The organism is Rhodanobacter hydrolyticus (assembly GCF_044904645.1).
Map to the genome: position 1 here is coordinate 1,215,919 of NZ_JADIKK010000008.1, position 23,884 is coordinate 1,239,802.

General features: G+C 67.0%; 22 protein-coding genes. 9 read left to right on the plus strand and 13 right to left on the minus strand.

Features of this window, described 5'->3' with window-relative positions:
• Positions 1 to 5: 5 nt before the first annotated feature.
• On the plus strand, positions 6 to 1,394 hold the full coding sequence (locus tag ISP25_RS08190) for a serine hydrolase domain-containing protein (protein WP_404613095.1): 1,389 nt from the start codon (positions 6 to 8) through the stop codon (positions 1,392 to 1,394).
• Here ISP25_RS08190 and ISP25_RS08195 read toward each other — a convergent pair.
• The 4 genes from ISP25_RS08195 to grxC form a co-directional block, all read right to left on the minus strand.
• Complete coding sequence (locus tag ISP25_RS08195; protein WP_404613097.1) at positions 1,360 to 2,508, minus strand: helix-turn-helix domain-containing protein; 1,149 nt, start codon at positions 2,506 to 2,508, stop codon at positions 1,360 to 1,362. The genes ISP25_RS08190 and ISP25_RS08195 overlap by 35 nt on opposite strands.
• Positions 2,509 to 2,631: 123 nt before the next feature.
• Positions 2,632 to 3,645: an isocitrate dehydrogenase gene (locus tag ISP25_RS08200; RefSeq protein ID WP_192154450.1), complete on the minus strand. Its 1,014-nt coding sequence runs from the start codon at positions 3,643 to 3,645 to the stop codon at positions 2,632 to 2,634.
• Between the two features lie 304 nt (positions 3,646 to 3,949).
• Positions 3,950 to 4,348, minus strand: coding sequence for a carboxymuconolactone decarboxylase family protein (locus ISP25_RS08205; RefSeq protein WP_404613099.1), 399 nt, complete (start codon positions 4,346 to 4,348; stop codon positions 3,950 to 3,952).
• Positions 4,345 to 4,608 (minus strand): glutaredoxin 3, encoded by a 264-nt coding sequence (gene grxC, locus ISP25_RS08210; RefSeq protein WP_192154448.1) that lies wholly within the window; start codon positions 4,606 to 4,608, stop codon positions 4,345 to 4,347. Before grxC ends, ISP25_RS08205 begins: the two co-directional genes overlap by 4 nt.
• Before the next feature lie 237 nt (positions 4,609 to 4,845).
• Here grxC and ISP25_RS08215 point away from each other — a divergent pair, with 237 nt between their 5' ends.
• The 8 genes from ISP25_RS08215 to ISP25_RS08250 all read left to right on the plus strand — a co-directional run bounded on the left by ISP25_RS08215 (position 4,846) and on the right by ISP25_RS08250 (position 15,123).
• Positions 4,846 to 6,471 (plus strand): beta-barrel assembly-enhancing protease, encoded by a 1,626-nt coding sequence (locus ISP25_RS08215; RefSeq protein ID WP_404613101.1) that lies wholly within the window; start codon positions 4,846 to 4,848, stop codon positions 6,469 to 6,471.
• Between the two features lie 83 nt (positions 6,472 to 6,554).
• Positions 6,555 to 7,244, plus strand: a complete 690-nt coding sequence (phoB, locus tag ISP25_RS08220) for a phosphate regulon transcriptional regulator PhoB (protein WP_192154446.1) — start codon at positions 6,555 to 6,557, stop codon at positions 7,242 to 7,244.
• Between the two features lie 237 nt (positions 7,245 to 7,481).
• Complete coding sequence (phoR, locus tag ISP25_RS08225) at positions 7,482 to 8,741, plus strand: phosphate regulon sensor histidine kinase PhoR (RefSeq protein WP_404613103.1); 1,260 nt, start codon at positions 7,482 to 7,484, stop codon at positions 8,739 to 8,741.
• A 54-nt stretch (positions 8,742 to 8,795) separates the two neighbouring features.
• On the plus strand, positions 8,796 to 10,889 hold the full coding sequence (gene ppk1, locus ISP25_RS08230) for a polyphosphate kinase 1 (protein WP_192154442.1): 2,094 nt from the start codon (positions 8,796 to 8,798) through the stop codon (positions 10,887 to 10,889).
• A gap of 172 nt (positions 10,890 to 11,061) precedes the next feature.
• Complete coding sequence (locus ISP25_RS08235; protein ID WP_404613105.1) at positions 11,062 to 11,769, plus strand: hypothetical protein; 708 nt, start codon at positions 11,062 to 11,064, stop codon at positions 11,767 to 11,769.
• A gap of 104 nt (positions 11,770 to 11,873) precedes the next feature.
• Positions 11,874 to 13,391 carry a Ppx/GppA phosphatase family protein gene (locus ISP25_RS08240; RefSeq protein WP_192154438.1) on the plus strand — a complete coding sequence of 506 codons (1,518 nt, stop codon included), beginning with the start codon at positions 11,874 to 11,876 and terminating at the stop codon, positions 13,389 to 13,391.
• Between the two features lie 346 nt (positions 13,392 to 13,737).
• Positions 13,738 to 14,388 (plus strand): peptidylprolyl isomerase, encoded by a 651-nt coding sequence (locus tag ISP25_RS08245; protein WP_192154436.1) that lies wholly within the window; start codon positions 13,738 to 13,740, stop codon positions 14,386 to 14,388.
• Between the two features lie 6 nt (positions 14,389 to 14,394).
• A complete protein-coding gene (locus ISP25_RS08250; RefSeq protein ID WP_192154434.1) occupies positions 14,395 to 15,123 on the plus strand; it encodes a UDP-2,3-diacylglucosamine diphosphatase in 729 nt (242 codons plus the stop codon).
• A gap of 109 nt (positions 15,124 to 15,232) precedes the next feature.
• Here the strand turns inward: ISP25_RS08250 and ISP25_RS08255 are convergent, their stop codons facing one another.
• The 9 genes from ISP25_RS08255 to ISP25_RS08295 all read right to left on the minus strand — a co-directional run bounded on the left by ISP25_RS08255 (position 15,233) and on the right by ISP25_RS08295 (position 23,491).
• Complete coding sequence (locus ISP25_RS08255) at positions 15,233 to 15,853, minus strand: sterol desaturase family protein (RefSeq protein ID WP_404613108.1); 621 nt, start codon at positions 15,851 to 15,853, stop codon at positions 15,233 to 15,235.
• A gap of 133 nt (positions 15,854 to 15,986) precedes the next feature.
• Entirely contained in the window at positions 15,987 to 16,877 is an 891-nt protein-coding gene (locus ISP25_RS08260) for an acyltransferase (protein ID WP_404613110.1), read from the minus strand.
• 10 nt (positions 16,878 to 16,887) lie between these two features.
• Positions 16,888 to 18,120 carry a cysteine desulfurase gene (locus ISP25_RS08265; RefSeq protein ID WP_404613112.1) on the minus strand — a complete coding sequence of 411 codons (1,233 nt, stop codon included), beginning with the start codon at positions 18,118 to 18,120 and terminating at the stop codon, positions 16,888 to 16,890.
• 193 nt (positions 18,121 to 18,313) lie between these two features.
• Complete coding sequence (sufD, locus tag ISP25_RS08270) at positions 18,314 to 19,612, minus strand: Fe-S cluster assembly protein SufD (RefSeq protein ID WP_404613114.1); 1,299 nt, start codon at positions 19,610 to 19,612, stop codon at positions 18,314 to 18,316.
• A complete protein-coding gene (gene sufC, locus ISP25_RS08275) occupies positions 19,609 to 20,376 on the minus strand; it encodes a Fe-S cluster assembly ATPase SufC (protein ID WP_192154422.1) in 768 nt (255 codons plus the stop codon). The genes sufD and sufC overlap by 4 nt, the downstream gene beginning before the upstream one ends.
• Before the next feature lie 5 nt (positions 20,377 to 20,381).
• Entirely contained in the window at positions 20,382 to 20,873 is a 492-nt protein-coding gene (locus ISP25_RS08280) for a transthyretin-like family protein (RefSeq protein WP_404613116.1), read from the minus strand.
• Between the two features lie 49 nt (positions 20,874 to 20,922).
• Positions 20,923 to 21,561 (minus strand): class I SAM-dependent methyltransferase, encoded by a 639-nt coding sequence (locus tag ISP25_RS08285; protein ID WP_404613118.1) that lies wholly within the window; start codon positions 21,559 to 21,561, stop codon positions 20,923 to 20,925.
• Positions 21,558 to 23,030 (minus strand): Fe-S cluster assembly protein SufB, encoded by a 1,473-nt coding sequence (sufB, locus tag ISP25_RS08290; RefSeq protein ID WP_192154416.1) that lies wholly within the window; start codon positions 23,028 to 23,030, stop codon positions 21,558 to 21,560. Before sufB ends, ISP25_RS08285 begins: the two co-directional genes overlap by 4 nt.
• Entirely contained in the window at positions 23,027 to 23,491 is a 465-nt protein-coding gene (locus tag ISP25_RS08295; RefSeq protein WP_192154414.1) for an SUF system Fe-S cluster assembly regulator, read from the minus strand. Before ISP25_RS08295 ends, sufB begins: the two co-directional genes overlap by 4 nt.
• Positions 23,492 to 23,884: the final 393 nt, after the last annotated feature.

Genomic DNA, 23,884 nt, shown 5'->3' on the forward strand with positions numbered 1-23,884 from the left:
GCCTCATGACTGCACGCATCCCGAAAATCGTCCTCAGCCTCCTGCTGGCCGTCATACTCCTTGGCGCCGTCTGGTTGGGCACTGCAGGGCGGCCCTTGATGCTGCTCGCCACCGGTTCGGTCAGCCACGGGCTGTGCGACGCCGCGTTCGTCAGCCACGTCGACCCCGACCGCGTGTTCCGCGAGCAGCACGCGCCGCAGATGCGCGGCATCGCCTGGGCAATCCACTGGCGCGTGGATCCCACACAACATGAGGCGCACGCCAGCGTGCTGGGTGCCTTCGGCGCACGCGCAGTGTTCCGCCCCGGCCTGGGTTGCGTGCTGATGCATGGCGACGGCCCGGTGCCCGAGGCAGCCGGCTTCGCACCCGAACCCATCGCCAGTCCCTATCCAGAGCATGCCGTGGTCGCTGACGACCCCGCCATCCAGCATGCGCTGGACCGCGCCTTCGCCGAACCCGATCCCGCGCATCCGCGCAATACCAAGGCCATCGTGGTGCTGCACGACGGCCAGCTGATCGCCGAACGTTATGCCCCCGGCTATGGGCCGGACACGCCGATCTGGGCGCATTCGTTGACCAAGTCGCTGACCAGCGCGCTGATCGGCATCCTGGTGCGTGAAGGCAAGCTGCACCTGGAACAGCCCGCGCCAATCCCCGGCTGGCGGTCCACCCGGGACCCGCACCATGCGGTCACGGTCGACCAGTTGCTGCGCATGGACAGCGGCCTGCCCTTCGACGAAACCGACAATGTGTTGAACCCCATGGCGCGCATGACCTTTCTGGAGAGCGACATGGCCGGCTATGCCTCGCGGATGCCGCTGGCCCACCCGCCCGGTACAACATGGGGTTACAGCAACCTGGGCTACGTACTGCTCGGCCGCATGGTCACCGACGCAGCCGGTGGCAGTGCGGTGGACGCTGAGCGCTTCGCACGGCGGGAGTTGTTCGCGCCGCTGGGCATGGCCCACACCACCATCCAGACCGATGTCCGCGGCACCCTGATCGGGGCGAGCGACAGCTACGGCACGGCACGCGATTTCGCCCGCTTCGGCCAGCTTTATCTCGACGACGGCGCAGCCGGCGGCAAGCGCATCCTGCCCGAGGGCTGGGTGGCCTACAGCCGTTCGCAGACGCTGGATACCGGCTATGGCGCGGGCTTCTGGCTGAACCTCAAGAACGACACCCGGGTGCCGGTGTGGAACGCCCCCTGGGGCATGCCGCAGTTGCCGAAGGACATGTACTACGCGCGCGGCGCGTTCGGGCAATACGTGGTAATCGTGCCGTCCGAGCGGCTGGTGGTCGTGCGCATGGGCATCTCGCTGGACTACGGCGACGCCACCGGCGACCTGGTGGCCGCGATCATCGCCGCTCTGCACCGTCAGCCGCAGCCTTGAGCGGCCTGGCGGCCTTGCGATAGCTGCTGGGCGTGTCGCCTACCTGACGCTTGAAGGCGGCATTGAAGGTGGACTTGGAGGTGAAGCCGCAGGCATAGGCGATATCGAGGATGCTGCGCGTGTCGCCGGCGTCGGCAAGGCAGGCGCGCGCCGCTTCCACACGCAGCCGGTTGATGTAGTCCCAGAACGTGCCGCCGAACCGGCGGTTGATCACTGCCGACACCAGGTATTCGGGATAGCCGCTGCGCTTTGCCACCTGGCCGATGGTCAGCGCCGGCTCCATGTACAGGGGATCACCACCGTCCATCAGCGAGGCAAGGCGTGCCTGCACCACGTCGTAACGCATATCTTCAGGTTCGTTGGTCGTGGCCGGGGCAACCGTTTCGTCGCCCACGGGCCCGACCTCCGGTTCAACCGCCAGCGGCGGCTGTCCCAGGCTGAACCAGCCCACCACGCAGATCCAGCCCGCAATGGCTCCGAACAGCAGCCCGTAATTGAGTATTGGCAACTCCACCAAGGCCTGCACGATGGCAATGCACCAGATCACGACCTGGCATGCCGCCATCGTGTCGATCCAGCGCAGCGACAAGCGATCGGCATCGGAACGCCGCTCGCGCAGACGCCGGCGATAGCGATGCACCTGAACCAGCGCCGCTGCCACATAGGACAGGCTGTAGAGGAACAACGCGATGTCGAACCAGTGGCCGATCGAACGCTCGCCCGCAATCCAGCTTGCCGACATCGCTTGCAACCGCGCCGTACTCGCCAGCAGCACATGGCCGGTGACCAGCAGCATCGCCACGAAACCGAGCAGGTGCCGCACATCGCGCCAGCGGAAGCCCAGCCCCCGGGTCAGCGCCCGCACATAAAGGAAGAACAGGCTGCCGTACAAAAAAGGAAACAACGCCACGAAGCGGTAGGCGCGAAACCACTCCGGCGACAACATGTGCCAGTAGGCCGCCTTCACCGCCAGATCGATGCCCGCCAGCGCCACCCATGCGGCGAGCAGGCGATTGGCCTCGCGGTTGGCGGAACGGCGCCACAACGCCAGCGCCAGCAGCGCGGCCTGCACGGCAGCGGCGATGTAGACGAAAACCCAGAACGCAATATCCATCGGATGGTCTGCACAAGAACGGCGGCAAGCATGGGGCGCCCATGCTAGCAACCGATCCGCATGATCCAGAAACGACAAGGCCGCGGACGACGCCGCGGCCTTGCGTGTCGATGGGGCCGGCGCTCAGCCCTTGACGCGCTTCGCGATGGCCTCGCCGAAGCTCTCGGTGCTGCCCTTGCCGCCGAGGTCCGGCGTCACGCTGTCGCGGTCGTTGGTCATGGTGTCGCGAATCGCGGCGCGCAGCTTGTCGCCCTTGGCCACCATGCCGAGGTGGTCGAGCATGTCGGCCGCGGCCAGCAGCAGTGCGCAGGGGTTGGCGATGCCCTTGCCGGCAATGTCGGGAGCGGAACCGTGCACGGCTTCGAAGATCGCCGCGCCCTCGCCGATGTTGTCGCCGGGCGCGAGGCCCAGGCCGCCTACCAGGCCCGCGCACAGGTCGGAGAGGATGTCGCCGAACAGGTTGGTGGTGACGATCACGTCGAACTGCTCGGGCTTCATCACCAGTTGCATGCAGGTGTTGTCCACGATCATCTCGTTGAACTCGATCTGCGGGTATTCCTTGGCGACTTCGCGTGCCACGTTGAGGAACAGGCCCGAGGCGGTCTTGATGATGTTGGCCTTGTGCACGGCCGTGACCTTCTTGCGGCCCTTCCTCACCGCCAGCTCGAAGGCGTAGCGCACGATGCGCTCGCTGCCCTTGCGCGTGTTGCGGATCATCGAAACCGCGGTCTGGCCGTCCTCGGACAGCGACTGCCCTTCGGCCAGGTACGCGCCCTCGGTGTTCTCGCGCACCGTGATGATGTCGATGTTCTCGAAGCGCGCCTTGGTGCCGGGAAAGCTGATCGCCGGACGCACGTTGGCGTACAGGTCGAAGTGGCGGCGCAGGGTGACGTTGATCGAGGTGAAGCCGCCGCCGATCGGCGTGGTCAACGGGCCCTTCAGCGCCACCTTGTGCTCGGCGATCTTGTCCAGCGTGGCCTTGGGCAGCAGGTCGCCGTGCTTCTCCAGCGCCACCATGCCGGCGTCGGCGAAATCGTAGGCGAGGCCGCAGTCCAGCGCGTCGAGCACGCGCAGCGTGGCGGTCATGATCTCCGGGCCGATGCCGTCGCCCGGGATCACCGCGATGGTCTTGCTCATGAGGGGGAACTCCGTGGGGAAGAATGCCGTCGATCCCGCTGCGGCAAAGGCAGGCAGGGATCGGTATCGCTGCAATTATCGCCGATCCATACGGAAGCGAACAGGCGAGAGCCGGCTCGCGGCGTTGAAAATCCTCGCACGGAGCATTGCGGGAAATGGCACGTCGCCTTGCCTCCCTTTCCAGGGACAGGACCGGGGTGGCATGGCAATCTCGTGCGGCGAGCATCCGGCGGAGCGCACTGGGCGGCCATTCGAGCGAGAGCTGCCCGTCAGCACGACCCCGGCACGGAGAGCAACTACGCCGTCAGCCGTGATCGGCGCAAGCCACATCGGTCGCGGCCTCGCCCTCTTCCAGCTTGTCGAGGAAATCCACGGCTCGGCGCAGGTGCGGGATCACGATGGAACCACCCACCACCAGACCCACGCTGAAAGTCTCGAAGAATTCCTCGCGGGTCACCCCGGCCTCCTTGCACTGCGCCACGTGGTAACTGATGCAGTCGTCGCAACGCAGCACCATCGAAGCGACCAGGCCAAGCAGCTCCTTGGTCTTCACATCCAGCGCGCCGGGCTTGTAGGTCTGCGTGTCCAGCGCGAAGAAACGCCGCACCACCTGATTGTCCTCGGCCAGGATGCGTTCGTTCATGCGCTGGCGGAACGCGGTGAACTCGGCGACGCGATCCTTTTCGCCCTGTCCGCCGCTCATGCGCTTGCTCCCAGCAGCTCGGCCAGCTTGCCGCTGCGGTCGGCCGCGACGAGGTCGTCGTAACCACCCACGTACTGGTCGTTGATGAAGATCTGCGGCACGGTACGGCGGCCGCCGCTGCGCGCCAGCATGGCATCGCGCTGCGCAGGGTCGGCGTCCACGCGCAGTTCGCTCCACTCCAGGCCCTTGGACTTGAGCAGGTTCTTCGCGGCCACGCAGTACGGGCAGACCGCGGTGGAATAGACTTCGATCTTGGACATCACGTAACTCCGGTTGCCTGCGCACAATGTGGGGGTAAAAAACCCTTGGAACAAGCTTCCACATGAGCGGTCAACTGAATGGTTGAAAAGTGCGGCCGCGGATGGCTGGCCCGCTTGATCCCGCGATCATGGATGATCGCAAAAGCAGCAGAAGTACGGCCACGGCTGGCTGCGCGTTTGCTCTCCGCGATCATGCTTGGTCGCAACCCTTCACATTATCCGCAGATACCCGCCCTCATGGCACCACGACGCCCCGTCAAGCGCCTGCCGATCGTCCTGATCCTCGCCAGCCTCGCCTTCGCCGCCGGCGCGCAGGACAACTCGCGCCTGCCGGACCTCGGCAGCTCGGCGGACGCGCTGATCTCGCCGCAGGAAGCGCAGGACTACGGTGCCTCCATGCTGCGCCAGATGCGCGCGCTGGACATGGTGGTGGACGACCCGCTGCTGGACGAGTACATCAACGATCTCGGCTTCCGGCTGGTCGCCGCCTGCGCCAAGCCGCGCGACCACTTCCAGTTCTTCATCGTGAAGGACGAGGAAATCAATGCCTTCGCCCTGCCGGGCGGCTACATCGCGGTGAACTCCGGCCTCATCGCCATTACCCGCAACGAGGACGAACTGGCAGGCGTGCTGGCGCACGAGATCGGCCACATCACGCAGAACCATCTGCAGCGCGCATTCGAGGATTCGAAGAAGGACGCGCCGCTGCTGGCACTGGTGGTGCTGGGCGCGATCGCCGCCGGCGCCGCGGGCCGCAGCGCCGGCGATGCACCCATCGCGGTGCTGGCCGGCGGCCAGGGCCTGCTGGCGCAGAAGGAGATCAACTTCACCCGCAAGGACGAAATCGAAGCCGACCGCGCCGGCATCAAGACGCTGGCCAATGCCGGCTTCGACCCAAACGCGATGGCCGCGTTCTTCCAGCACATGGAGGACGTGATGAGCACCGGCGCAGGCGGCCAGGTACCGTCCTTCCTGCAGGACCACCCGGTCACCAGCGACCGTATCGCCGATGCGAAATCCCGCGCCGACGCCCTGGTCACCGCACAGAAACTGCACCCCGGCGGCGACAACCTGCTCGACGGCCAGTGGGAGCAGATCACCACGCCGATAGCCTTCGTGCGCGGGCCGATCCGGCTCGGCGCGGACACCGCCAGCCCGGGCGGCCTCAATACCTACGAACTGATGCGCGAACGCGCCCGCGTGTTGAGCGGCAATCCCGTGCGGCTGGTCGACTACTACGCCGGCAACCTCAAGAACAAGGCCGGCTTCGACACTCCGGTCAACCGCTACGGCTACGCGCTGGCGCTCACCCGCAGCGACCGTGGCGCGCAAGCCGTGGCGCAACTCGAGCCGTTGCTGAAAGCGCATGCCGGCAGTCTGATCCTCACCCTGGCGCTGGCCGACGCCCGGCTGCAGGCCGGTCAGCGCGACGCCGCGCTTGCGCTGTACCAGCCGCTCAACCGGCAGTCGCCGCGCAACCGGGCGGTGGCGCTGGCCTATGCCAACGCGCTCACCGACCGTGGGGACAAGCAGCAGGCATCCACCGCCGCCGACCTGCTGCGCCCCTTGTTGGAAAACAGCGACGATCCCGCGCTGTACACCGCCTACGCCCGCGCCAGCGACAAGGCCGGCGACGACGAGCGCGCCGGCGAGGCCTGGGCCGACGCCAGCTATTACGCCGGCCGTCCCTTCGACGCGATGGAGCAGCTCCAGCGCCTGCTCAAGCGCAACGATCTCAGCTACTACTCGCGGTCGCGTATCCAGGCCCGCATCGCCGAACTCACCCCGCTGGTGCTGGAGCTGCGCAAGCGCAGGATCGACACGCCGGACAATCCCGCGACCGGCAACAGCTCGCAGCAATGACGCAGCGCAGCGACACGCATGTCATCGCCGCGTAACATTCCTGCATTGCAATATCCCGGTCATAGTCCAACGGATCTTTCCGCGTGCACAAACGCATCCTGATCGTCGAAGACGAGACCTCGATCCGCGAGATGATTGCCTTCGCCTTGCGCAAGGCCGACATGGAGGCCATGCAGGCCGCCGACGCGCGTGCCGCCCAGCTCGCCATCTCCGAGCAGGTGCCCGACCTCATCCTGCTTGACTGGATGCTGCCGGGCATGAGCGGACTGGAACTGGCGCGCCGCCTGCGCAAGGAAGAGCTGAGCCGCGAGATCCCCATCATCATGCTCACCGCACGCGGCGAGGAAATGGACCGCGTCAACGGCCTGGAAGCCGGCGTGGACGACTACGTGGTCAAGCCCTTCTCCACGCGCGAGCTGCTCGCGCGGATCAAGGCGGTGCTGCGCCGCACCCATGGCGACGACGGCGACGGCATGGTGGAACTGGGCAAGCTGCGCATCGACGGCCCCGCACATCGCGTGTTCGCCGGCGACGAACCGGTGACCATCGGCCCCACCGAATACCGCCTGCTGCATTTCTTCATGACCCACGCCGAGCGCGTGTACTCGCGCGCACAGCTGCTCGACCATGTGTGGGGCGGCAGCGTGTACGTGGAGGAGCGCACGGTGGACGTGCACATACGCCGCCTGCGCAAGACGCTTGAGCCGTGGAAGCTGGAAGACATGGTGCAGACCGTACGCGGCAGCGGATATCGCTTCTCCGCAAGCGTCTGAGCGACCCAGCGCCTGCATTTTGCTCGTCATTCCGGCAAAGGCCGGACAGGCGCGAAGCGCGCAGAACGCCCGCAGGGCAGCCCCGGAGGGGCGAGCGCAGCGAGTCATCCAGTGACTGTGCGGCTTGAGCAAGCGATATTGCTACTGGATCCCGGCCTGCGCCGGGATGACAGGCAGAACGCATCAGTAGGCACGCTGTAAGCTCCACATCCAGCCAGCCAGACACCCTGCCTTTCGATGCCCATTCCCTATCGCTGGAAACTGCCTGTCATCTGCTTTGCCGGCCTGTGCGCGGGCGCGCTGCTCGGCTGGCTGGCGGGCGACCGCATCGCGGCGGGAGTGGCCTTTGTCGCCGTGGCGGAAATCGTCTTGCTGTTGTCGCGGGACGGTCATACGACGCGTCACATCATGTCGCCGGCCACCATCACCGCGAAACACGACCGCCTCGTCATGCGTACCCACCGCCTCGCCTCCAGTCTGCGCGACCTGCGCCGCACCGCCAGCCAGTTGCCCGACGCCGTGGTGCTGCTCGATCCCGATCAGCGCGTGCGCTGGTTCAACCACGCGGCGGAGAACCTGCTCGGCCTGCGCGCTCCGCACGACCGCGGCGCATCGCTGGAGCAGCGCCTGCAAGCCTCGGAACTCGCGGACTGGCTGCGCCAGGACGAGCACGAGCCGCTGCATGACACCGTGGCGCCGGGCCGTCCCGACAGCCAGATCAGCGTGAGCCTGCTGCCATTCGGCCGCCGCCAGCAGGTGCTGCTGGCGCGCGACACCAGCCATGTCACGCGACTGGAACAGATGCGCCGCGACTTCGTGGCCAATGTCTCGCACGAGCTGCGCACGCCGCTCACCGTGATCCACGGCTATCTCGAACTGCTCGATCCCGAGGACGCCCCCGCGCTGGCGCCGGTGCTCGGCGAGATGCGCGCGCAATCCCGCCGCATGGGCCAGATCGTGGAAGACCTGCTCACCCTGTCGCGGCTGGAAACCCAGCACCACGTCGAGGATGAGCGCGTGCCGATGGCGCCTCTGCTGGCCACGCTGCGCAAGGAAGCCGAAGCGCTGAGCCAGGGCCGGCACCAGGTCACGGTGGAAGCCGACACCGACCTCGACCTGCTCGGCTCACCCAAGGACCTGCACAGCGCGCTCTCCAACCTGGTCAGCAATGCGGTGCGCTACACCCCCGCCGGCGGCAGCATCGCGATACGCTGGCGGCGCAGCGCGGAAGGTGCGACCTACTCGGTCAGCGACACCGGCTACGGCATTCCCGCCAGCCATCTCTCCCGCCTCACCGAACGCTTCTATCGCGTGTCCTCGAGTCGATCGCGCGGCACCGGCGGCACCGGGCTGGGATTGTCCATCGTCAAGCATGTGCTGAACCTGCATCAGGCAAGGCTGGGCATCGAAAGCGAACCGGGCCGCGGCTCCACCTTCTCCTGCCACTTCGCGCCCGAGCGCCTGCTTTCGGCCACGCGCAGCCGCGACGAAAGCTGAAGCGCTGCACGCCACGGCGCGCACCAACCGCCGCGCATGCGCCAGAATGCGTGCATGCGACGCACCGACGCCCAGACTCCCAAGCCCCCAGACCTCTCCGCTCCCGAGCTCTACCTGAGCCGCGAATTGGCCGCACTGGAATTCAACTTCAGGGTGCTGGCGATGGCGCGCGATACCACGGTGCCGCTGCTCGAGCGACTGCGCTTCCTCAGCATCGTGGCGAACAACCTCGACGAATTCTTCGAGGTGCGCGTGGCGATGCTCAAGCACCACCACGCCTTTGGCTCGGCCGCGCCGGGGCCGGACGGCCTGTCGCCGCCTGAGCTGCTCGCGCGCATCCGCAACCGCGTGCTGGAGCTGGTCGCCGAACAATATGCGATCTGGCAGCAGGAACTGCGCCCGCAGTTGAACGCCGAGCGCATCCACATCCTGACCCGTACGCAGTGGACCACACGCCAGAAGCGCTGGTTGCAGGGCTATTTCGAGCACGAGGTGCTGCCCGTGCTGTCGCCGCTGGGGCTGGACCCGGCCCATCCGTTCCCGCGCATCCTCAACAAGACGCTGAACATCGCGGTGGTGCTGAAGGGCCGTGACGCCTTCGGCCACGAAGGCCACATGGCGCTGGTGCGCGCGCCGCGCTCGCTGCCGCGCATCATCCGCGTGCCCGCCGAGGTGTGCGGCGAGGGCGATCACTTCGTGTTCCTCGCCGAACTGCTGCACGCCTTCGTCGACCAGATGTTCCCCGGCTTCAAGGTGGTTGGATCCTGGCAGTTCCGCGTCACCCGCAACAGCGAGCTGATCGTGGAGGAAGCCGAGGTGGAGAACCTCGCCCTCGCGCTCAGCGAGGGACTGGTGGGACGCGGCTACGCACGGCCGGTGCGGCTGGAGATCGCCAGCGACTGCCCTCAGTCCATCACCTCGATGCTGACGCACAACTTCCAGCTGGAAGAGGCCGACGTCTACCGCTGCGACGGCCCGGTCAACATCATCCGCGCCGGGCTGATCTACGACTGGCTGGATCGCCCGGAGCTGAAGTACCCGCGCTTCACCCCGAAGCTCCCCGCCGAGCTGGAAAGCAGTCGCGACAAGTTCGAGCAGATCGCCCAGCGCGACGTGCTGCTGCACCACCCCTACCAGAGCTTCGCCGCCGTGGTGGACCTGCTGCGCCAGGCCAGCACCGATCCCAACGTGCTGGCGATCAAGCAGACCCTGTACCGCGCCGGCGAGGACACCCCGCTGGTTGATCTGTTGGTCGAGGCGGCACGCCACGGCAAGGACGTCACCGTGGTGATCGAATTGCGCGCGCGCTTCGACGAGGAGGCCAATATCCGCCTCGCCACGCGCCTGCAGGAGGCCGGCGTGCAGGTGGTGTACGGCGTGGTGGGCTACAAGACCCACGCCAAGATGATGCTGATCGTGCGCCGCGAGGGCGACACGCTGCGCCGCTACGCCCATCTCTCCACCGGCAACTACCACCAGATCAACAGCCGCACCTATACCGACATCGGCCTGATGACCGCCGACCCCGAAATCGGCGAAGACCTGCACAAGGTGTTCCAGCAGCTCTCCGGCCTGGGCCCGCGCATCGCGCTCAAGCGCCTGCTGCATTCGCCTTTCACGCTCTACGCCGGCGTGATGGAACGCATCGGGCGCGAAACCGAACTGGCCCGCGCAGGCCGCCCCGCACGCATCGTGGCCAAGCTCAACGCGCTGAACGAGGCGCACGTGATCGAGGCGCTGTACCGCGCCTCGCAAGCCGGCGTGGAGATCGACCTGATCGTGCGCGGCGCCTGCACGTTGCGTCCCGGCCTGCCCGGCATCTCCGAGCGCATCCGCGTACGCTCCATCGTGGGACGCTTCCTGGAGCACAGCCGCGTGTACTGGTTCGGCAACGATGGCGCGCCGGAACTCTACTGCGCCAGTGCCGACTGGATGGAGCGCAACCTGATGCGCCGCATCGAGATCGCCTTTCCCATCCGCGACCCCGACCTGTCCACACGCATCTACGATGAAACCCTCGCCAACAGCCTGGCCGACAACACCCAGGCATGGCTGCTCGACGGCAACGGTCGCTACACCCGTGCCACGCCGGGCAAACAGGCTCCCTACAGTGCACAGCAGACGTTGCTGGAGAAGCTGTGCCCGTGAGGCGGAGGACGCCAGGCAGAACATCCTGCCCGTCGCATCCCTCGACGAGGATATCCGCCGATGGAGACATCCATCAGACCACCTTCGCCAACTGGGGCCGGGCATGTACGGGTTACCTGTGAAAATGAGGCGCGTGCTGGGGTTTGCGATGGGCATTGCCAGCATCGCCGGCATGTCATCGACGGCCCTGGCCGCCAGCGAGACAACCGGGATACCCGCCCCCGCCAGCTCGGCACCGAGCGACGCCGAACTGGCCGGCGCCGCATGCGCGATCGGCGAAGAACAGTTCCTGCCGGGTGATTACTACTACTGCCTGGGCACGCAAAGCTACGGTCTGCAGCATTACGGGCAGGCACAGAAGTTCTTCGCCACGGCGGCCAGCTGGGCCAGCAAGCCAGCGCAGTACGTGCTCGGCATCATGGCGCTCGATGGCGACCACCAGCCGGCAAATCGTCCGTTGGCGGCGGCCTGGCTGGCGCTCGCATCCGAGCGTCCGCAATCGGACTTCGCCGCTGCATCCGCCACGCTTGATGCCTCGCTCACGCCGGCCGAACGGAAGGCGACCGATCAATTGCTCGCACGTATGCGCCCCACCTATGGCGACGCCACGGCGGCGGTGCGTGCCGAGAAGCGCTACGAGCAGGGCATGGCCCGGCTGGCCCATCTGACCGGTCCCGGCGGCCACTACTGCATGGCGGGAATCACCACGCCTGCCGACCCGAGCATGGCAAGCAACCCTGAGCAATGCCCGCCCATCCAGATGATGACCAAGGCCATCGACCAGGCGGCCGTCAAGGTGTTCGAGGGCTGGAGCGGCCACGTCACGGTAGGGCCGCTGCAACAGGTGAACGGGGTGCCAGCGACACACAATCCCGGTTGAATCGCCGGCATTCCGGGCCGCACCTCACGCATGCGAGGAAAGCGGCGGGCGAATACGGCATGATGCGCATTGCCGCCCCACCCGCGTCGACCAGGAACCCGCGCTTGAGCCAGGCCGAACACACCCCGATCCGCGATGGCGAGCTGCTGGCCGCCGTGGACATGGGCTCGAACAGCTTCCACCTGATCGTTGCGCGCATGGAGCACGGCGAACCGCGGGTGATCGATCGCCTGCGCGACAGCGTGCGCATGGCCGCGGGCCTGCGCAGCGATGGTTCGCTGGACGCCGATCGCCGCGCCCGCGCCATGGATTGCCTGGCCCGCTTCGGCCAGCGCATCGCCGGCCTGCCTTCGCAGCGCGTGCGCGCGGTGGCCACCAACACGGTGCGCCGGCTGGCCGCACCGCATGCGTTCCTTACCGCCGCCGAAGCCGCGCTGGGCCACCCGATCGAAGTGGTGTCGGGCCGCGAGGAAGGCCGCCTGATCTTCCTCGGCGCCGCGCACGACCTGCCTGCCTCGCGCGAGCCGCGGCTGGTGATGGACGTAGGCGGCGGCAGCACCGAATTCATCATCGGCCGCGGTCTCGCCCCCTTGCACACCGAGAGCGTGCAGGCCGGCTGCATCGCCTCCACGCTGCGCTTCTTCCCCGGCGGCAAGCTCAACCGCAAGCGCTGGCAGCGCGCGCGCGGCGAGATCGGCGTGCTGTTGCAGCAGTTCGCCGAGGACTATCGCGAATCCGGCTGGCAGGAAGCGTTTGGCTCCTCCGGCAGCGCCAAGGCAATCGGCGCGGTGGTGCAGGCGATGAAGCTCAGTGACGATGGCATCACGCCCGCGTCGCTGGCCGGGCTGCGCGACGCGATCCTCGCGCAGGGCTCGATCGCCACGCTCAAGCTGCCCGGCCTGGCCGAGGAGCGCGCGCCGGTGCTCGCCGGCGCGGTAGTGATCTTCGAGGCCGCGTTCGAGGCGCTGGGGATCGCGCGCATGCGCGTGTGCGAGAGCTCGATGCGCGAAGGTCTGATGTGGGACCTGCTCGGCCGCGCCGTCGGCAGCGACCCGCGCACCGGCAGCATCGACGCGCTGGCCACCCGTTACGGCGTGGATCGCGCGCAGGCGCGACGGGTGGAATCCACTGCGCTGCAGCTGTTCGACCAGGTCGCGAAGGCATGGAAGCTGGACGGCGAAGCACGCGAATGGCTGTCGTGGGCCGCCCGCGTGCACGAGATCGGCCTCGCCATCGCACACAGCCAACACCATCACCATGGCGCTTATATCCTGCGACATGCCGACCTCGCCGGCTTTTCGCGGCAGGAACAGCAACTGCTCGCCGCCGTGGTCGAGATGCACCGGCGCAAGCCCGACAAGGCGGTGATCGCCACCCTGCCGCAACGCTATCGCCCGCTCGCCCGCTACACCACGGCGCTGCTGCGTCTCGCCGTGCTGTTCCGCCGTGGCCGTCGCGCCGAGTCGCTGCCGCCGATGAAGCTCTCCGCCACCCGCCAACGGCTGCGGCTCTCGCTACCTGCCGCGTGGCTGGAGCAGCATCCGCTCAGCGAGGCGGACCTGCACCAGGAACAGGCGCCGATGATCGAGCTGGGGTTGGAGCTGGAGCTGTCCACGAGTTGAACCAGTGCGATTCGTCCGGAATCGCCATGGCGTGGCAGGTAGCTGCAAGTTTCAAGTTCTCGCCCTGCTCTTGCGCCACCAGCGGCCATCCAGAGTTTTGCGATCGTCCCTGATCGCGAAGACCAAACGGGCAGCCATCCACGGCCGCACTTTGAGTATCAGTGCGATTCGTCCGGAATCGCCGTAGCGTGGCAGGTAGCAGCGAGCCTCAAGCCCATCGCCCTTCCCTGACGCCACCAGCGGCCATCCGTGGCCGCACTCTTCAAGAACCCATCCTGAACCCCGAAAGGCGCATGCGGCCATGGGGCCGCGTATCATGCGCGGATACTTCGAACGGCCTGCCTCCATGTCCAAGCCCAAGCTCGCCCTGCTGCTCCTATCCACTGCCCTGTTCGCCCCTGCGCTGTGGGCGCAGAACGCCAAACCGGCGGACACGGCCGACCCGCAGGTGGTGCTGCACACGTCGCTGGGCGACATCACGCTGGAGCTGTTCCCGGACAAGGCGCCCAAGAGCGTGGCGAACTTCCTGCAATACGTGCACGACGGCTTCTACGCCGGCACGGTGTTCCACCGGGCCATCCCCGGCTACCTCGTACAGGGCGGCCTGTACACGCGCGAGCTGCAACCCAAGCGCACGCATCCGGCCATTGCCAGCGAGGCGGACAACGGCCTGACGAACCTGCGCGGCACGGTGGCGGTGGCGCGCGGCGCCGATCCGAACTCGGGCACCTCGCAATTCTTCATCAACCTGGTGGACGACCGCCGGCTCGATTTCACGGGCAACCAGAGCGGCCTTACCTGGGGCTATGCGGTGTTCGGCAAGGTCGTCAAGGGCATGGATGTGGTGGACAAGATCGCCGCCACGCCTACCCACGGCATCGGCCCGTTCACCGCCGACGTGCCCAACCCGCTGGTGGTGATCGAAGGCGCGCAGGTGCTGGGCGAAGCCGCACCCGCCGCCGCTGCCAGTGCGGCCGCGCCGACCAAGGTACCCTGATCGGTCATGGCCAGTCTGTTCATTGCCGACCTGCACCTTGACGACAGCCGTCCGCGCATCACCGAACTGTTCGAACGCTACCTTGCCAGTGACGAAGTGCGCCGCGCCGACGCGCTGTACATCCTCGGCGACCTGGTGGAGGCCTGGGTCGGCGACGATGACGACGCCGAATTGCCGCAGCGCATCGCGGACGCCACCCGCGGCGTGCGCGACGCCGGTGTGCCGGTGTACTTCATGGTTGGCAACCGCGATTTCCTGCTGGGCGAAGCGTTTGCCCGCCGCGCCGGCTTCGAGTTGCTGGAAGACGGCACCGTGCACACGCTGCACGGCCGCCCCACCCTGCTGATGCACGGCGACGTCCTGTGCACCGGCGACGTGGCCTACCAGACCGTGCGCAAGCAGGTTCGCACGCCGGAATGGAAGGCGCAGATCCTCGCCATGCCGCTGGAGGCGCGCCGCGCCTTCGCCGCCAAGTCACGCGCGGAAAGCCGCGCGCACACCGGCAGTGCGATGGAAACCCTCATGGACGTCGACGCCGGTGCCGTGACGCAGGCCATGCGCAACGCCGGTGTCACGCGACTGATCCACGGCCACACCCATCGCCCCGCGATCCACCGCTTCGAACTGGACGGCGCGCCCGCCGAACGCATCGTGGTGGGCGACTGGTACGAACAAGGCTCGGTGCTGCGCGTGGACGCCGACGGCGTCGAGCTGCGCGGCTTGCCATTGGGCTGAGAACCACCTGTAGAGCGCACAGGTTGCGCCTACAAGGCGCGCTTCTCTGAAAAGTGCGGCCATGGATGGCCGCCCGTGTGATCTTCGCGATCAGGGATGATCGCAAAAATCACCTGACCTTGCTCTTGGACACGTACCACGTGCCCAGCAGGAAATCCCACAACGGCGAGGTGACGCCGTAATTCTTGTCGGGATGATGGTGGTGCACGTGATGCACGGCAGCCCACTTTCGCACCAGCGGATGGTTGAAGCGGCCGCGCCGGTGGATCACGAGGTGGCTGAAACCGTACAGCGCATAGCCCAGCGCGATCGCACCCGAAAGCAGCAAGGCGGTCGCCGCGGGCAGCGCCAGCGCCAGCGCCGCTGCGAGCAGCACCACCACCGCGGGCGGGAAGAAGAACGGCAACGAGTCGTAGCCCAGCGGCTGTTCGTGATGGACGGTGTGTCCGCGCTCGAACAAGCGCAGCGCACCATGGAACAGCCAACGGTGGAAGGCGTACTCGATGAAGCTGAAGATGAACAAGCCGAGCAGGAACACCAGCGCCGACAACAGCGGCCGGCTGTGATCCAGCCAGAACGAGGCGCCGAGCAGGGCAAAGCTGACCAGGAAATCGGTAGCGTGGCCGACCCAGTAATTCGTCCGCGTGGACGACATGCGCGCAATCGCCTGCAACACGCCCGCAGCGCGTGCTCCGCCCGATCCCGCCGGTGCGAGCTTCGCCTCACTCATGGTGTGTATCGCTCCAGCGCCATCCTTAACCCCCATTGCCCGCCTGCATGACCACGTGGCGGCTACGCCGCCAAGTCTACCTCGCCGTCATGCCGAGGCGAACGGCGTGCCATCCTTCCGCCTCACGCGGTATTCAGGCATCCAGCAAGCGCGTCAGCCGCGCATCCTGCTCCTGCCAGAGCTCGTTGACCCACGCCTGAAAACGCAGGCGGAAGGCCTCGTCGCGCTCGTAGTCCCCGCGCAACTCCGGCGTGATCGCCCGCTGCAGCAAACTCACCCGCACCTCGCGCAGGCGCCCGGCAATCAGGTCGAGGATGCTGCATGGGCCATCAGGATAAACGATCGCGACTTCGAGAATAGCGTCAAGCCCTTCGCCCATCGCATCGAGGACGAAGGCCACGCCGCCGGCGCGCGGCTTCAGCAGGTGGCGGTACGGCGAACCCTGCGCATCGTGCTTGGCCGGCGTGAAGCGCGTCCCCTCCACGAAGTTCATTACCGACACCGGCAACTGGCGGAATTTGGCGCAGGCGCGGCGGGTGGCTTCCATGTCGCGACCGGCCAGTTCCGGGCGCCGGGCCAGCGTTTCCCGCGAGTAACGCTTCATAAAGGGGAAATCCAGCGCCCACCACGCCGGCCCCATCAACGGTACCCAGATCAATTGGCTCTTGAGGAAGAAGCGCAGAAACGGGATGCGCCGGTTCAACAGCTTCTGCAGCACCGGGATGTCCACCCAGCTCTGGTGGTTGGCCAGCACAAGGTAATTGGCATCACGGCGCAGGCCATCCAGCCCGTCCACCTGCCAGTGGATGCGCGTGAACAGTGCGAACAACGCGTTGTTCCCGGCTATCCAGCTCTCCGCGATCGCCACCAGCACACGCGAGCAGGCGCGACGGAACCCGGCCACGGGCATCAGCAGCTTCAGCAGGGTGAGCGCGAACAGCGGCAGCACGTGCAGCAGCACGTTGAGCGCCAGCAGCAACACCACCAGCGGCACGCGGATCAGAGCGGGGAGGGAGGCGAGCATCGGGACCCTTTCAGCGGAGCAGGCGCCGCACCTTGAGCAGGGCCGCCACGAAGGCATCGACCTCCTCGTGCGTGTTGTAGAACGCCAGCGAGGCGCGCAGCGTGGCCGGCACCCCATAGAACTGCATCAGCGGGTGCGCGCAATGATGGCCGGATCGCACCGCCACGCCTTCCAGGTCCAGCAAGGTGGCAAGGTCGGTGGCCTGAGCGCCTTCGACCAGGAAAGAGATCACCGGCTCCTTGTCATTCGCCTCGCCGAAGAGACGCAGGCCCGGGACTTCGCGCAGTTGCGCGGTGGCGTGGTCGAGCAACGCACGCTCGTGGGCGCGGACGGCGTCGAAGCCCAGCGCATCGTAATAGGCGATCGCCGCAGCCACACCGGCGAAACCGGCGATGTTCGGCGTGCCCGCCTCGAAGCGGTGCGGCGGCGCGGCGAAGGTGGTGCCGGAGAACTTCACCTCGCGGATCATCTCGCCGCCGCCGAAGAACGGCGGCATGGCTTCAAGATGTTCCTTCTTCGCCCACAGCGCGCCGGTGCCGGTGGGCGCCAGCATCTTGTGGCCGGTGAGCGCGTAGAAATCGCAGCCCAGCGCCTGCACGTCCACCGGGCGGTGCGGCATCGCCTGCGAGCCATCCACGAACAGCGGGATGCCGCGCTCGCGACAGGCCTTTGCCAGCTCGCGCACCGGGTTCACCGTGCCCAGCACGTTGGAGACGTGGGTCACGCAGGCCAGCTTCACCTCGGGCGTGAGCAGCTCGATGAACTTTTCCACGATCAGTTCGCCGCGCTCGTCGATCGGCGCCGCCTTCACCGTGGCGCCCGCACGCGCGGCCACGATCTGCCACGGCACGATGTTGGCGTGGTGCTCCATCGTGGTGGTGAGGATGGCATCGCCGGGCTTGAGCCGCGGCAGCGCGAAACTGTAGGCCACCAGGTTGGCCGCCTGCGTGGTGCCCGAGGTGAGCACCAATTCATCGCGCGAAGGCGCATGGATGAAGCGTGCGAGTGCGTCGCGCGCGCCCTCGTAAGCCGAAGTGGCTTCCTCGCCCAGCAGATGCACGGCACGCGACACGTTCGCGTTGTGTTCGCGGTAATGGCGGTCCACCGCCTCGATCACCGCCAGCGGCTTCTGGCTGGTGTTGGCGTTGTCGAAGTACACCAGCGGCTTGCCGTGCACCGTGCGCGCGAGCAAGGGGAAATCCGCGCGAACGCGCTGGATGTCGAAAGTGGCGGATGTATTCATCGTCAATGTGATCCGTATTTCCCGGTTGGCCTTTTGCTTGTCATTCCTGCGCAGGCAGGAATCCAGTGTCTTTGCTCTCAATGATTCCCAGGCACTGGATGACTTGCTGCGCTCGCCCCTCCGGGGCCGTCCTGCGGGCGTTCTGCGCGCTCTGCGCTTGTCCAGCTTTTGCTGGGATGACGGGCATGAAACGTCAGGCGGGCAACTCGACCGCCAGCAGCGCAGCCAGATGCTCGCGCAGCGCCACGTCAGGCAGATCGTCCAGCACCGCACGGCAGAATGCAGCGGTAAGCAGCGCGCGTGCCTCAGCCTGCGGAATGCCGCGCGAACGCAGGTAGAACAGCGAACGCTCGTCGAGCTGGCCCACGGTGGCGCCGTGCGCGGCCTTCACCTCGTCGGCGTGGATTTCCAGTTCCGGCTTGGTGTCGATCTCGGCGTTCGGCGACAGCAGCAGGTTCTTGTTGCTGAGGCTGGCATCGCTGCCATCGGCCCCCGGCGCCACCAGGATCGCCCCACGAAAAACGCCGCGCGCCCGCTGGTCGGCCACGCCTCGCCACACGGAATCCGACGTCGTGCCCAGCGCCTGGTGGCGTATCGCCAGCTGCGTGTCGATGTGCTGGCGGCCGCGCGGCATGAAGACGCCACGCGTGGTGAAGGATGCGCCATTGCCCGCCAGGTCGGCGTGCAGGTCGTGGCGCGCCAGTGCACCGCCCAGTTCCAGCACGTGCGAGATGGTCCGGGCGCGCGAACCCAGATGCAATTTGCTGCGCCGGATCAGGCTGCTGCCGGTGGCCGCCTGCTGCAACAAGAGTTGCCGCAGCACGGCGCCGTCGCGCAACACGATGTCGCTCATCACCGTGGCCAGATGCTGCTGCTCGCCACTGGCGGCGTGGTGTTCCACCAGGGTGAGTTCGGCGCCTTCGCCCAGCTCGATGACGTTGCGCAGATGCCAGGCCAGGTCGCCTTCGGCAGGCGCGCCGAGGAACACCAGGTGCACCGGCTTGGCCGGCTTCGCGCCGGCCGCCAATTTCAGCAGCACGCCGTCCGCGGCGAACGCCGCGTTGAGCCGCACGAAGGCGTCGCCCTGCTCTGCTTCGTGCCGTGACAGCACGAAGCGCAGCGGCTCGGCATCCTGCCGCAACGCCTGCGACAGCGGCTGCAGCGTGAGGCCGCCGGGCAGCGCATCCAGTATGGAAAGATCGGCGCGGAACACGCCGTTGACGAAGACCAGTTGCGGCCCGTCCATACCGGGCAAGGCAAACGCAGCCGGATCGACCACGCGGGTCGCCGCTTGCGCATCGCCGACAGCAAAGCGGCGCTGGCCCAAGGCGCGCAGCGCGGTGTATTTCCACGCTTCCATACGCGTGTCAGGCAAGCCGATGGCCACGAAGGCATCGAGTTGTTCACGGCGCGACGCGTCCAGCCATGCGATGCCGCTGGCCGGCAGCGGCGCCGCACCGAGTGCCTCGACGAAGGGCAGCGCCTGGCTCATGCCGATGCGCCCGCCGGTTCGCCGTGCTCGCGCACCCAGGCGTAGCCGTGCTCTTCCAGCTTCAGCGCCAGCGTCTTGTCGCCGCTTTCCACGATGCGGCCACCGGCCAGCACATGCACGAAGTCCGGCTCGATGTAGTCGAGCAGACGCTGGTAGTGGGTGACGACAAGGAAGGAACGCTCGGGCGAACGCTGCGCGTTGACACCCTGCGCCACCTGCTTCAGCGCATCGATGTCCAGCCCCGAATCGGTTTCGTCGAGGATCGCCAGCTTCGGCTCCAGCACCGCCATCTGGAAGATCTCGTTGCGCTTCTTCTCGCCGCCGCTGAAGCCTTCGTTCACCGCGCGGTGCAGCAGCTCATCGGAGATCTGCATCACCTTGAGCTTCTCGCGCACCAGCTTGAGGAACTGCATGGAATCCAGCTCCTTCTCGCCGCGCGCCTTGCGCTGCGCGTTGAGTGCCGCGCGGAGGAAATAGGTATTGTTGACGCCGGGGATTTCCACCGGGTACTGGAACGCCAGGAACACGCCGGCAGCGGCGCGCTGCTCGGGCTCCAATGCCAGCAGATCGATGCCGTCGAAACTGACCGTGCCGGCGGTGACCTCGTAGCCGTCGCGGCCGGAGAGCACGTTGCCCAAGGTGGACTTGCCCGCGCCGTTCGGCCCCATGATGGCGTGCACCTCGCCCGGGTTCACGGTGAGCGTGAGGCCCTTGAGGATTTCCTTGCCCTCCACGCGGGCGTGCAGATTTTCGATGCGGAGCATGCTCATCACTTCTTGGTCTTCTCGATCAGTTGCAGGATGCACGGGCCCTTGCCCATGACCTGGAGGTCGCCGGCGATCGCGCTGGTCTTGCTGTCCACCGCGAGATCGCACATGGCGGACACGGGGGCCTGCGGCACCACGCCCAGCATGGCCGGATCCGACAGCCAGCCGGCATGCCACGTCTTGTCGTCGGCGGAAAGGCGCAAGCCCCACGGCACGGTGTGCAGGTCCACCCGCTTCGCCTTGCGGTAGAGCGGACCGACGGTGAAGTGACCCTGGCCGTCCGTCACCACTTCGTCCTTCTCCGCATCGGGCAGCGGCGCGCCGGCATCGTCGAACGCCTCGACCAGCTGTACGTGCACGCCCGGCACCGGCAGGCCGGCACGGGTCACGGTGCCGCTGATCTGCGGCGCCACCGGATCGGTGTGCTTGACGTGGATGCAACCGGCAAGCATGGCGGCCGCGGCGCCCGTCAGCAGGAGGGAAAGCGATCTCATGGAGTGTTCCTCGAATCGGCCAGAAATACCGTGCGTGCGCGCGGCGATGTCATGCGTCCACGCCATCGCCGCAACGCTGCAGCACGACGTAGGTGAAGGCTTGTTCACTGCCGGACGGTGTGCGGTGCACGTCGCGGCTGTGGGAAACCAGCCGGAAGCCCGGCACGAAGATCGCAGCCAGTGCCGACGCGTCGTAGCGCGCCACGGCGAGACCGCTGCAACGTTCCGGGCCATCGGCGGCAAACGTGCCGATGACCAGATAGCCGCCTGGCCGCACCGCATGCCTCGCTGCCGCGACGTAGCGTGCGCGCTCATCGGCGTCGGTGAGGAAATGGAACGCCGCGCGGTCGTGCCACAACCCGAAGTGCGCCGCAGGCAAGGCAAGGTCGACGACGTCGCCGGCCATCCACTTCACCGAGTGCGCCCTGGCACCGAGCCGCCGCCGCGATTCGGCCAGGGCGACAGCCGAAATATCGAGCACGCCCACGTCCGTGAAACCACGCGCCAGCAGGTCATCGGCCAGGGTGGAGCGACCGCCGCCCACGTCCAGCGCCGGCTGGTCACTCGGCATGTCCAGCGCATCGATCAGGCGCAGCGACTCGTCGAGATGCGGACGGAACCAGCTGGTCTGGCCCGCCGTCCTCTCGCGGTACACCGCATCCCAATGTGCGCCGCGGGCGACACTCATCCCACCGCCCCTTCCAGCGACACCTCGAGCAGCTTCTTCGCTTCCACCGCGAACTCCATCGGCAGTTCGCGGAACACCTGCTTGCAGAAGCCGTCCACGATCAGCGACACGGCGTCTTCCTCGCCGATGCCGCGGCTGCGGCAATAGAACAGCTGGTCGTCGGAGATCTTCGAGGTGGTGGCCTCGTGTTCGACGATGGCGCTGGGGTTCTTCACTTCCATGTACGGGAACGTGTGTGCGCCGCACTGCTTGCCGATCAGCAACGAATCGCACTGCGTGTAGTTGCGCGCGCCCTCGGCGCCCTTCTCCACCTTCACCAGGCCGCGGTAGCTGTTGCTGCTGCGGCCCGCGCTGATGCCCTTGGAGACGATCTTCGACTTGGTGTCCCGGCCGATATGGATCATCTTCGTGCCGGTGTCGGCCTGCTGGCGATGGTGGGTGAGCGCCACCGAGTGGAACTCGCCCACCGAGCGGTCGCCGCGCAGCACCACGCTGGGGTATTTCCAGGTGATCGCCGAGCCGGTTTCCACCTGCGTCCAGCTGATCTTGGAATCCGCGCCGCGGCAGTCGCCGCGCTTGGTCACGAAGTTGTAGATGCCGCCGACGCCGTTCTCGTCGCCGGGGTACCAGTTCTGCACGGTGGAGTATTTGATCTGCGCTTTCTCCAGCGCGACCAGCTCCACCACTGCGGCGTGCAACTGGTTCTCGTCGCGCTTGGGCGCGGTGCAGCCCTCGAGGTAGGAGACATGCGAGCCTTCCTCGGCGACGATCAGGGTGCGCTCGAACTGCCCGGTGTTTTGCGCATTGATGCGGAAATACGTGGACAGCTCCATCGGGCAGCGCACGCCCTTGGGAATGAACACGAAGCTGCCATCGGAGAACACCGCCGAGTTCAGCGCGGCGAAGAAGTTGTCGCCCGTGGGCACCACGCTGCCGAGGTATTGCTGCACCAGTTCCGGATACTCGCGGATCGCCTCGCTCATCGAGCAGAAGATCACGCCGGCCTCGGCCAGCTTCTTGCGGAAGGTGGTACCCACCGAGACGGAATCGAACACCGCGTCCACCGCCACGCCGGCCAGCGCGGCGCGCTCGTGCAGCGGCACGCCCAGTTTTTCGTAGGTTTCCAGCAGCGCTGGATCCACCTCGTCCAGCGACTTCGGCCTGGCCTTGGGTGCGGCGTAGTAGCTCAGCGCCTGGTAGTCGATGGGATCGATCTTGAGCTTGGCCCAGTCCGGCTTCGGCATGGTCAGCCAGTGGCGGTACGCGGCAAGGCGCCACTCGGTCATCCATTCCGGCTCGCGCTTGATTGCGGAAAGCTGGCGGATCGTCTCCTCGTCCAGCCCCGGCGGCAGACCGGTCATCTCGATCTCGGTGACGAAACCGGCGCTGTAGTTGCGTCCCAGCGCTTCGGCGACCTCGGCGTTGTCGCGCAACGCGGTGGCGGCGGTGTCGATGGATTCGCTGCTCATGCCATGGTCCTGCCTTTCAAGGTGCTGATGTCCACCGTCACTTCGTGGCGGCGCGGTGCCGGGCGCAGCATGTCGGCCAGGGTCACCGCACGCAGCGCGTTGTCGAGCACGCTGCTGATGCGCTGCCAGCTGCCGCGCACGCCGCACTGCGCCTCGCGCCCGCAGTTGCCCTCGGCGACGACACCGCATTCGGTCATGCCGATGGGGCCTTCCATCGCCTCGACGATCTCGGCCAGTGTGATCGCACCGGCCGGTCGCGCCAGCCGATAGCCGCCATTGACGCCACGGAAGGATTCCACCAGCCCGGCATGGCCCAGCGACTTCAGCAGCTTGCTCACCGTGGGCAGTTCCAGATGCGTCTCGTCGGCGATCTGCGCCGTGCTCAGCACGTCGGCCGGGTGGGCGGCGATGCAGGTCATCACCACCGCGGCGTAATCCGTGAGTCGGCTGACACGAAGCATGATGGGAGAGGGAAACGGCTTAATTCAGACCAAAATGGTACTGATTATGGGCGATCCGGTCAAACCGGCATACCCGTAACCGTCATTCCGGCGCCGGCCGGAAGCGCGTCGCAATAGCGAAGTTGGCCATCCCGCGGAGACCGTGCTCGTTCAGGCCGTGCGGTCACTGGATGACTCGCTGCACTTTCCCCGCGAGGCCGCCCGGCAGGCGTCCTGCACGTCTGTCCGGCCTGCTCCGGGCGACGAACGCTGGGCGACTTGCACCAACAGAAGGCATGACTTGCACCAGCTTTGCCGCTAGCCGATGCATTTGGACGTCCAGACGGCCACGCAGCGCGCCCCGCGGCGCTGGCACGCATCCTGCTGAGCGCGATATGGGATCAATCGCGAAGG

Bases quoted from the DNA above. Each gene is read 5' to 3' on its own strand.
- ISP25_RS08215 (WP_404613101.1), top strand. From the start codon at position 4,846: ATGGCACCACGACGCCCCGTCAAGCGCCTGCCGATCGTCCTGATCCTC.
- sufD (WP_404613114.1), bottom strand. From the start codon at position 19,612: ATGAGCCAGGCGCTGCCCTTCGTCGAGGCACTCGGTGCGGCGCCGCTG.
- ISP25_RS08190 (WP_404613095.1), top strand. From the start codon at position 6: ATGACTGCACGCATCCCGAAAATCGTCCTCAGCCTCCTGCTGGCCGTC.
- ISP25_RS08200 (WP_192154450.1), bottom strand. From the start codon at position 3,645: ATGAGCAAGACCATCGCGGTGATCCCGGGCGACGGCATCGGCCCGGAG.
- ISP25_RS08260 (WP_404613110.1), bottom strand. From the start codon at position 16,877: ATGCTCGCCTCCCTCCCCGCTCTGATCCGCGTGCCGCTGGTGGTGTTG.
- phoR (WP_404613103.1), top strand. From the start codon at position 7,482: ATGCCCATTCCCTATCGCTGGAAACTGCCTGTCATCTGCTTTGCCGGC.
- ISP25_RS08235 (WP_404613105.1), top strand. From the start codon at position 11,062: ATGTCATCGACGGCCCTGGCCGCCAGCGAGACAACCGGGATACCCGCC.
- ISP25_RS08195 (WP_404613097.1), bottom strand. From the start codon at position 2,508: ATGGATATTGCGTTCTGGGTTTTCGTCTACATCGCCGCTGCCGTGCAG.
- sufB (WP_192154416.1), bottom strand. From the start codon at position 23,030: ATGAGCAGCGAATCCATCGACACCGCCGCCACCGCGTTGCGCGACAAC.
- ISP25_RS08280 (WP_404613116.1), bottom strand. From the start codon at position 20,873: ATGAGATCGCTTTCCCTCCTGCTGACGGGCGCCGCGGCCGCCATGCTT.
- sufC (WP_192154422.1), bottom strand. From the start codon at position 20,376: ATGCTCCGCATCGAAAATCTGCACGCCCGCGTGGAGGGCAAGGAAATC.
- ISP25_RS08285 (WP_404613118.1), bottom strand. From the start codon at position 21,561: ATGAGTGTCGCCCGCGGCGCACATTGGGATGCGGTGTACCGCGAGAGG.
- ppk1 (WP_192154442.1), top strand. From the start codon at position 8,796: ATGCGACGCACCGACGCCCAGACTCCCAAGCCCCCAGACCTCTCCGCT.
- ISP25_RS08205 (WP_404613099.1), bottom strand. From the start codon at position 4,348: ATGAGCGGCGGACAGGGCGAAAAGGATCGCGTCGCCGAGTTCACCGCG.
- ISP25_RS08255 (WP_404613108.1), bottom strand. From the start codon at position 15,853: ATGAGTGAGGCGAAGCTCGCACCGGCGGGATCGGGCGGAGCACGCGCT.
- ISP25_RS08295 (WP_192154414.1), bottom strand. From the start codon at position 23,491: ATGCTTCGTGTCAGCCGACTCACGGATTACGCCGCGGTGGTGATGACC.
- ISP25_RS08245 (WP_192154436.1), top strand. From the start codon at position 13,738: ATGTCCAAGCCCAAGCTCGCCCTGCTGCTCCTATCCACTGCCCTGTTC.
- ISP25_RS08265 (WP_404613112.1), bottom strand. From the start codon at position 18,120: ATGAATACATCCGCCACTTTCGACATCCAGCGCGTTCGCGCGGATTTC.
- ISP25_RS08250 (WP_192154434.1), top strand. From the start codon at position 14,395: ATGGCCAGTCTGTTCATTGCCGACCTGCACCTTGACGACAGCCGTCCG.
- grxC (WP_192154448.1), bottom strand. From the start codon at position 4,608: ATGTCCAAGATCGAAGTCTATTCCACCGCGGTCTGCCCGTACTGCGTG.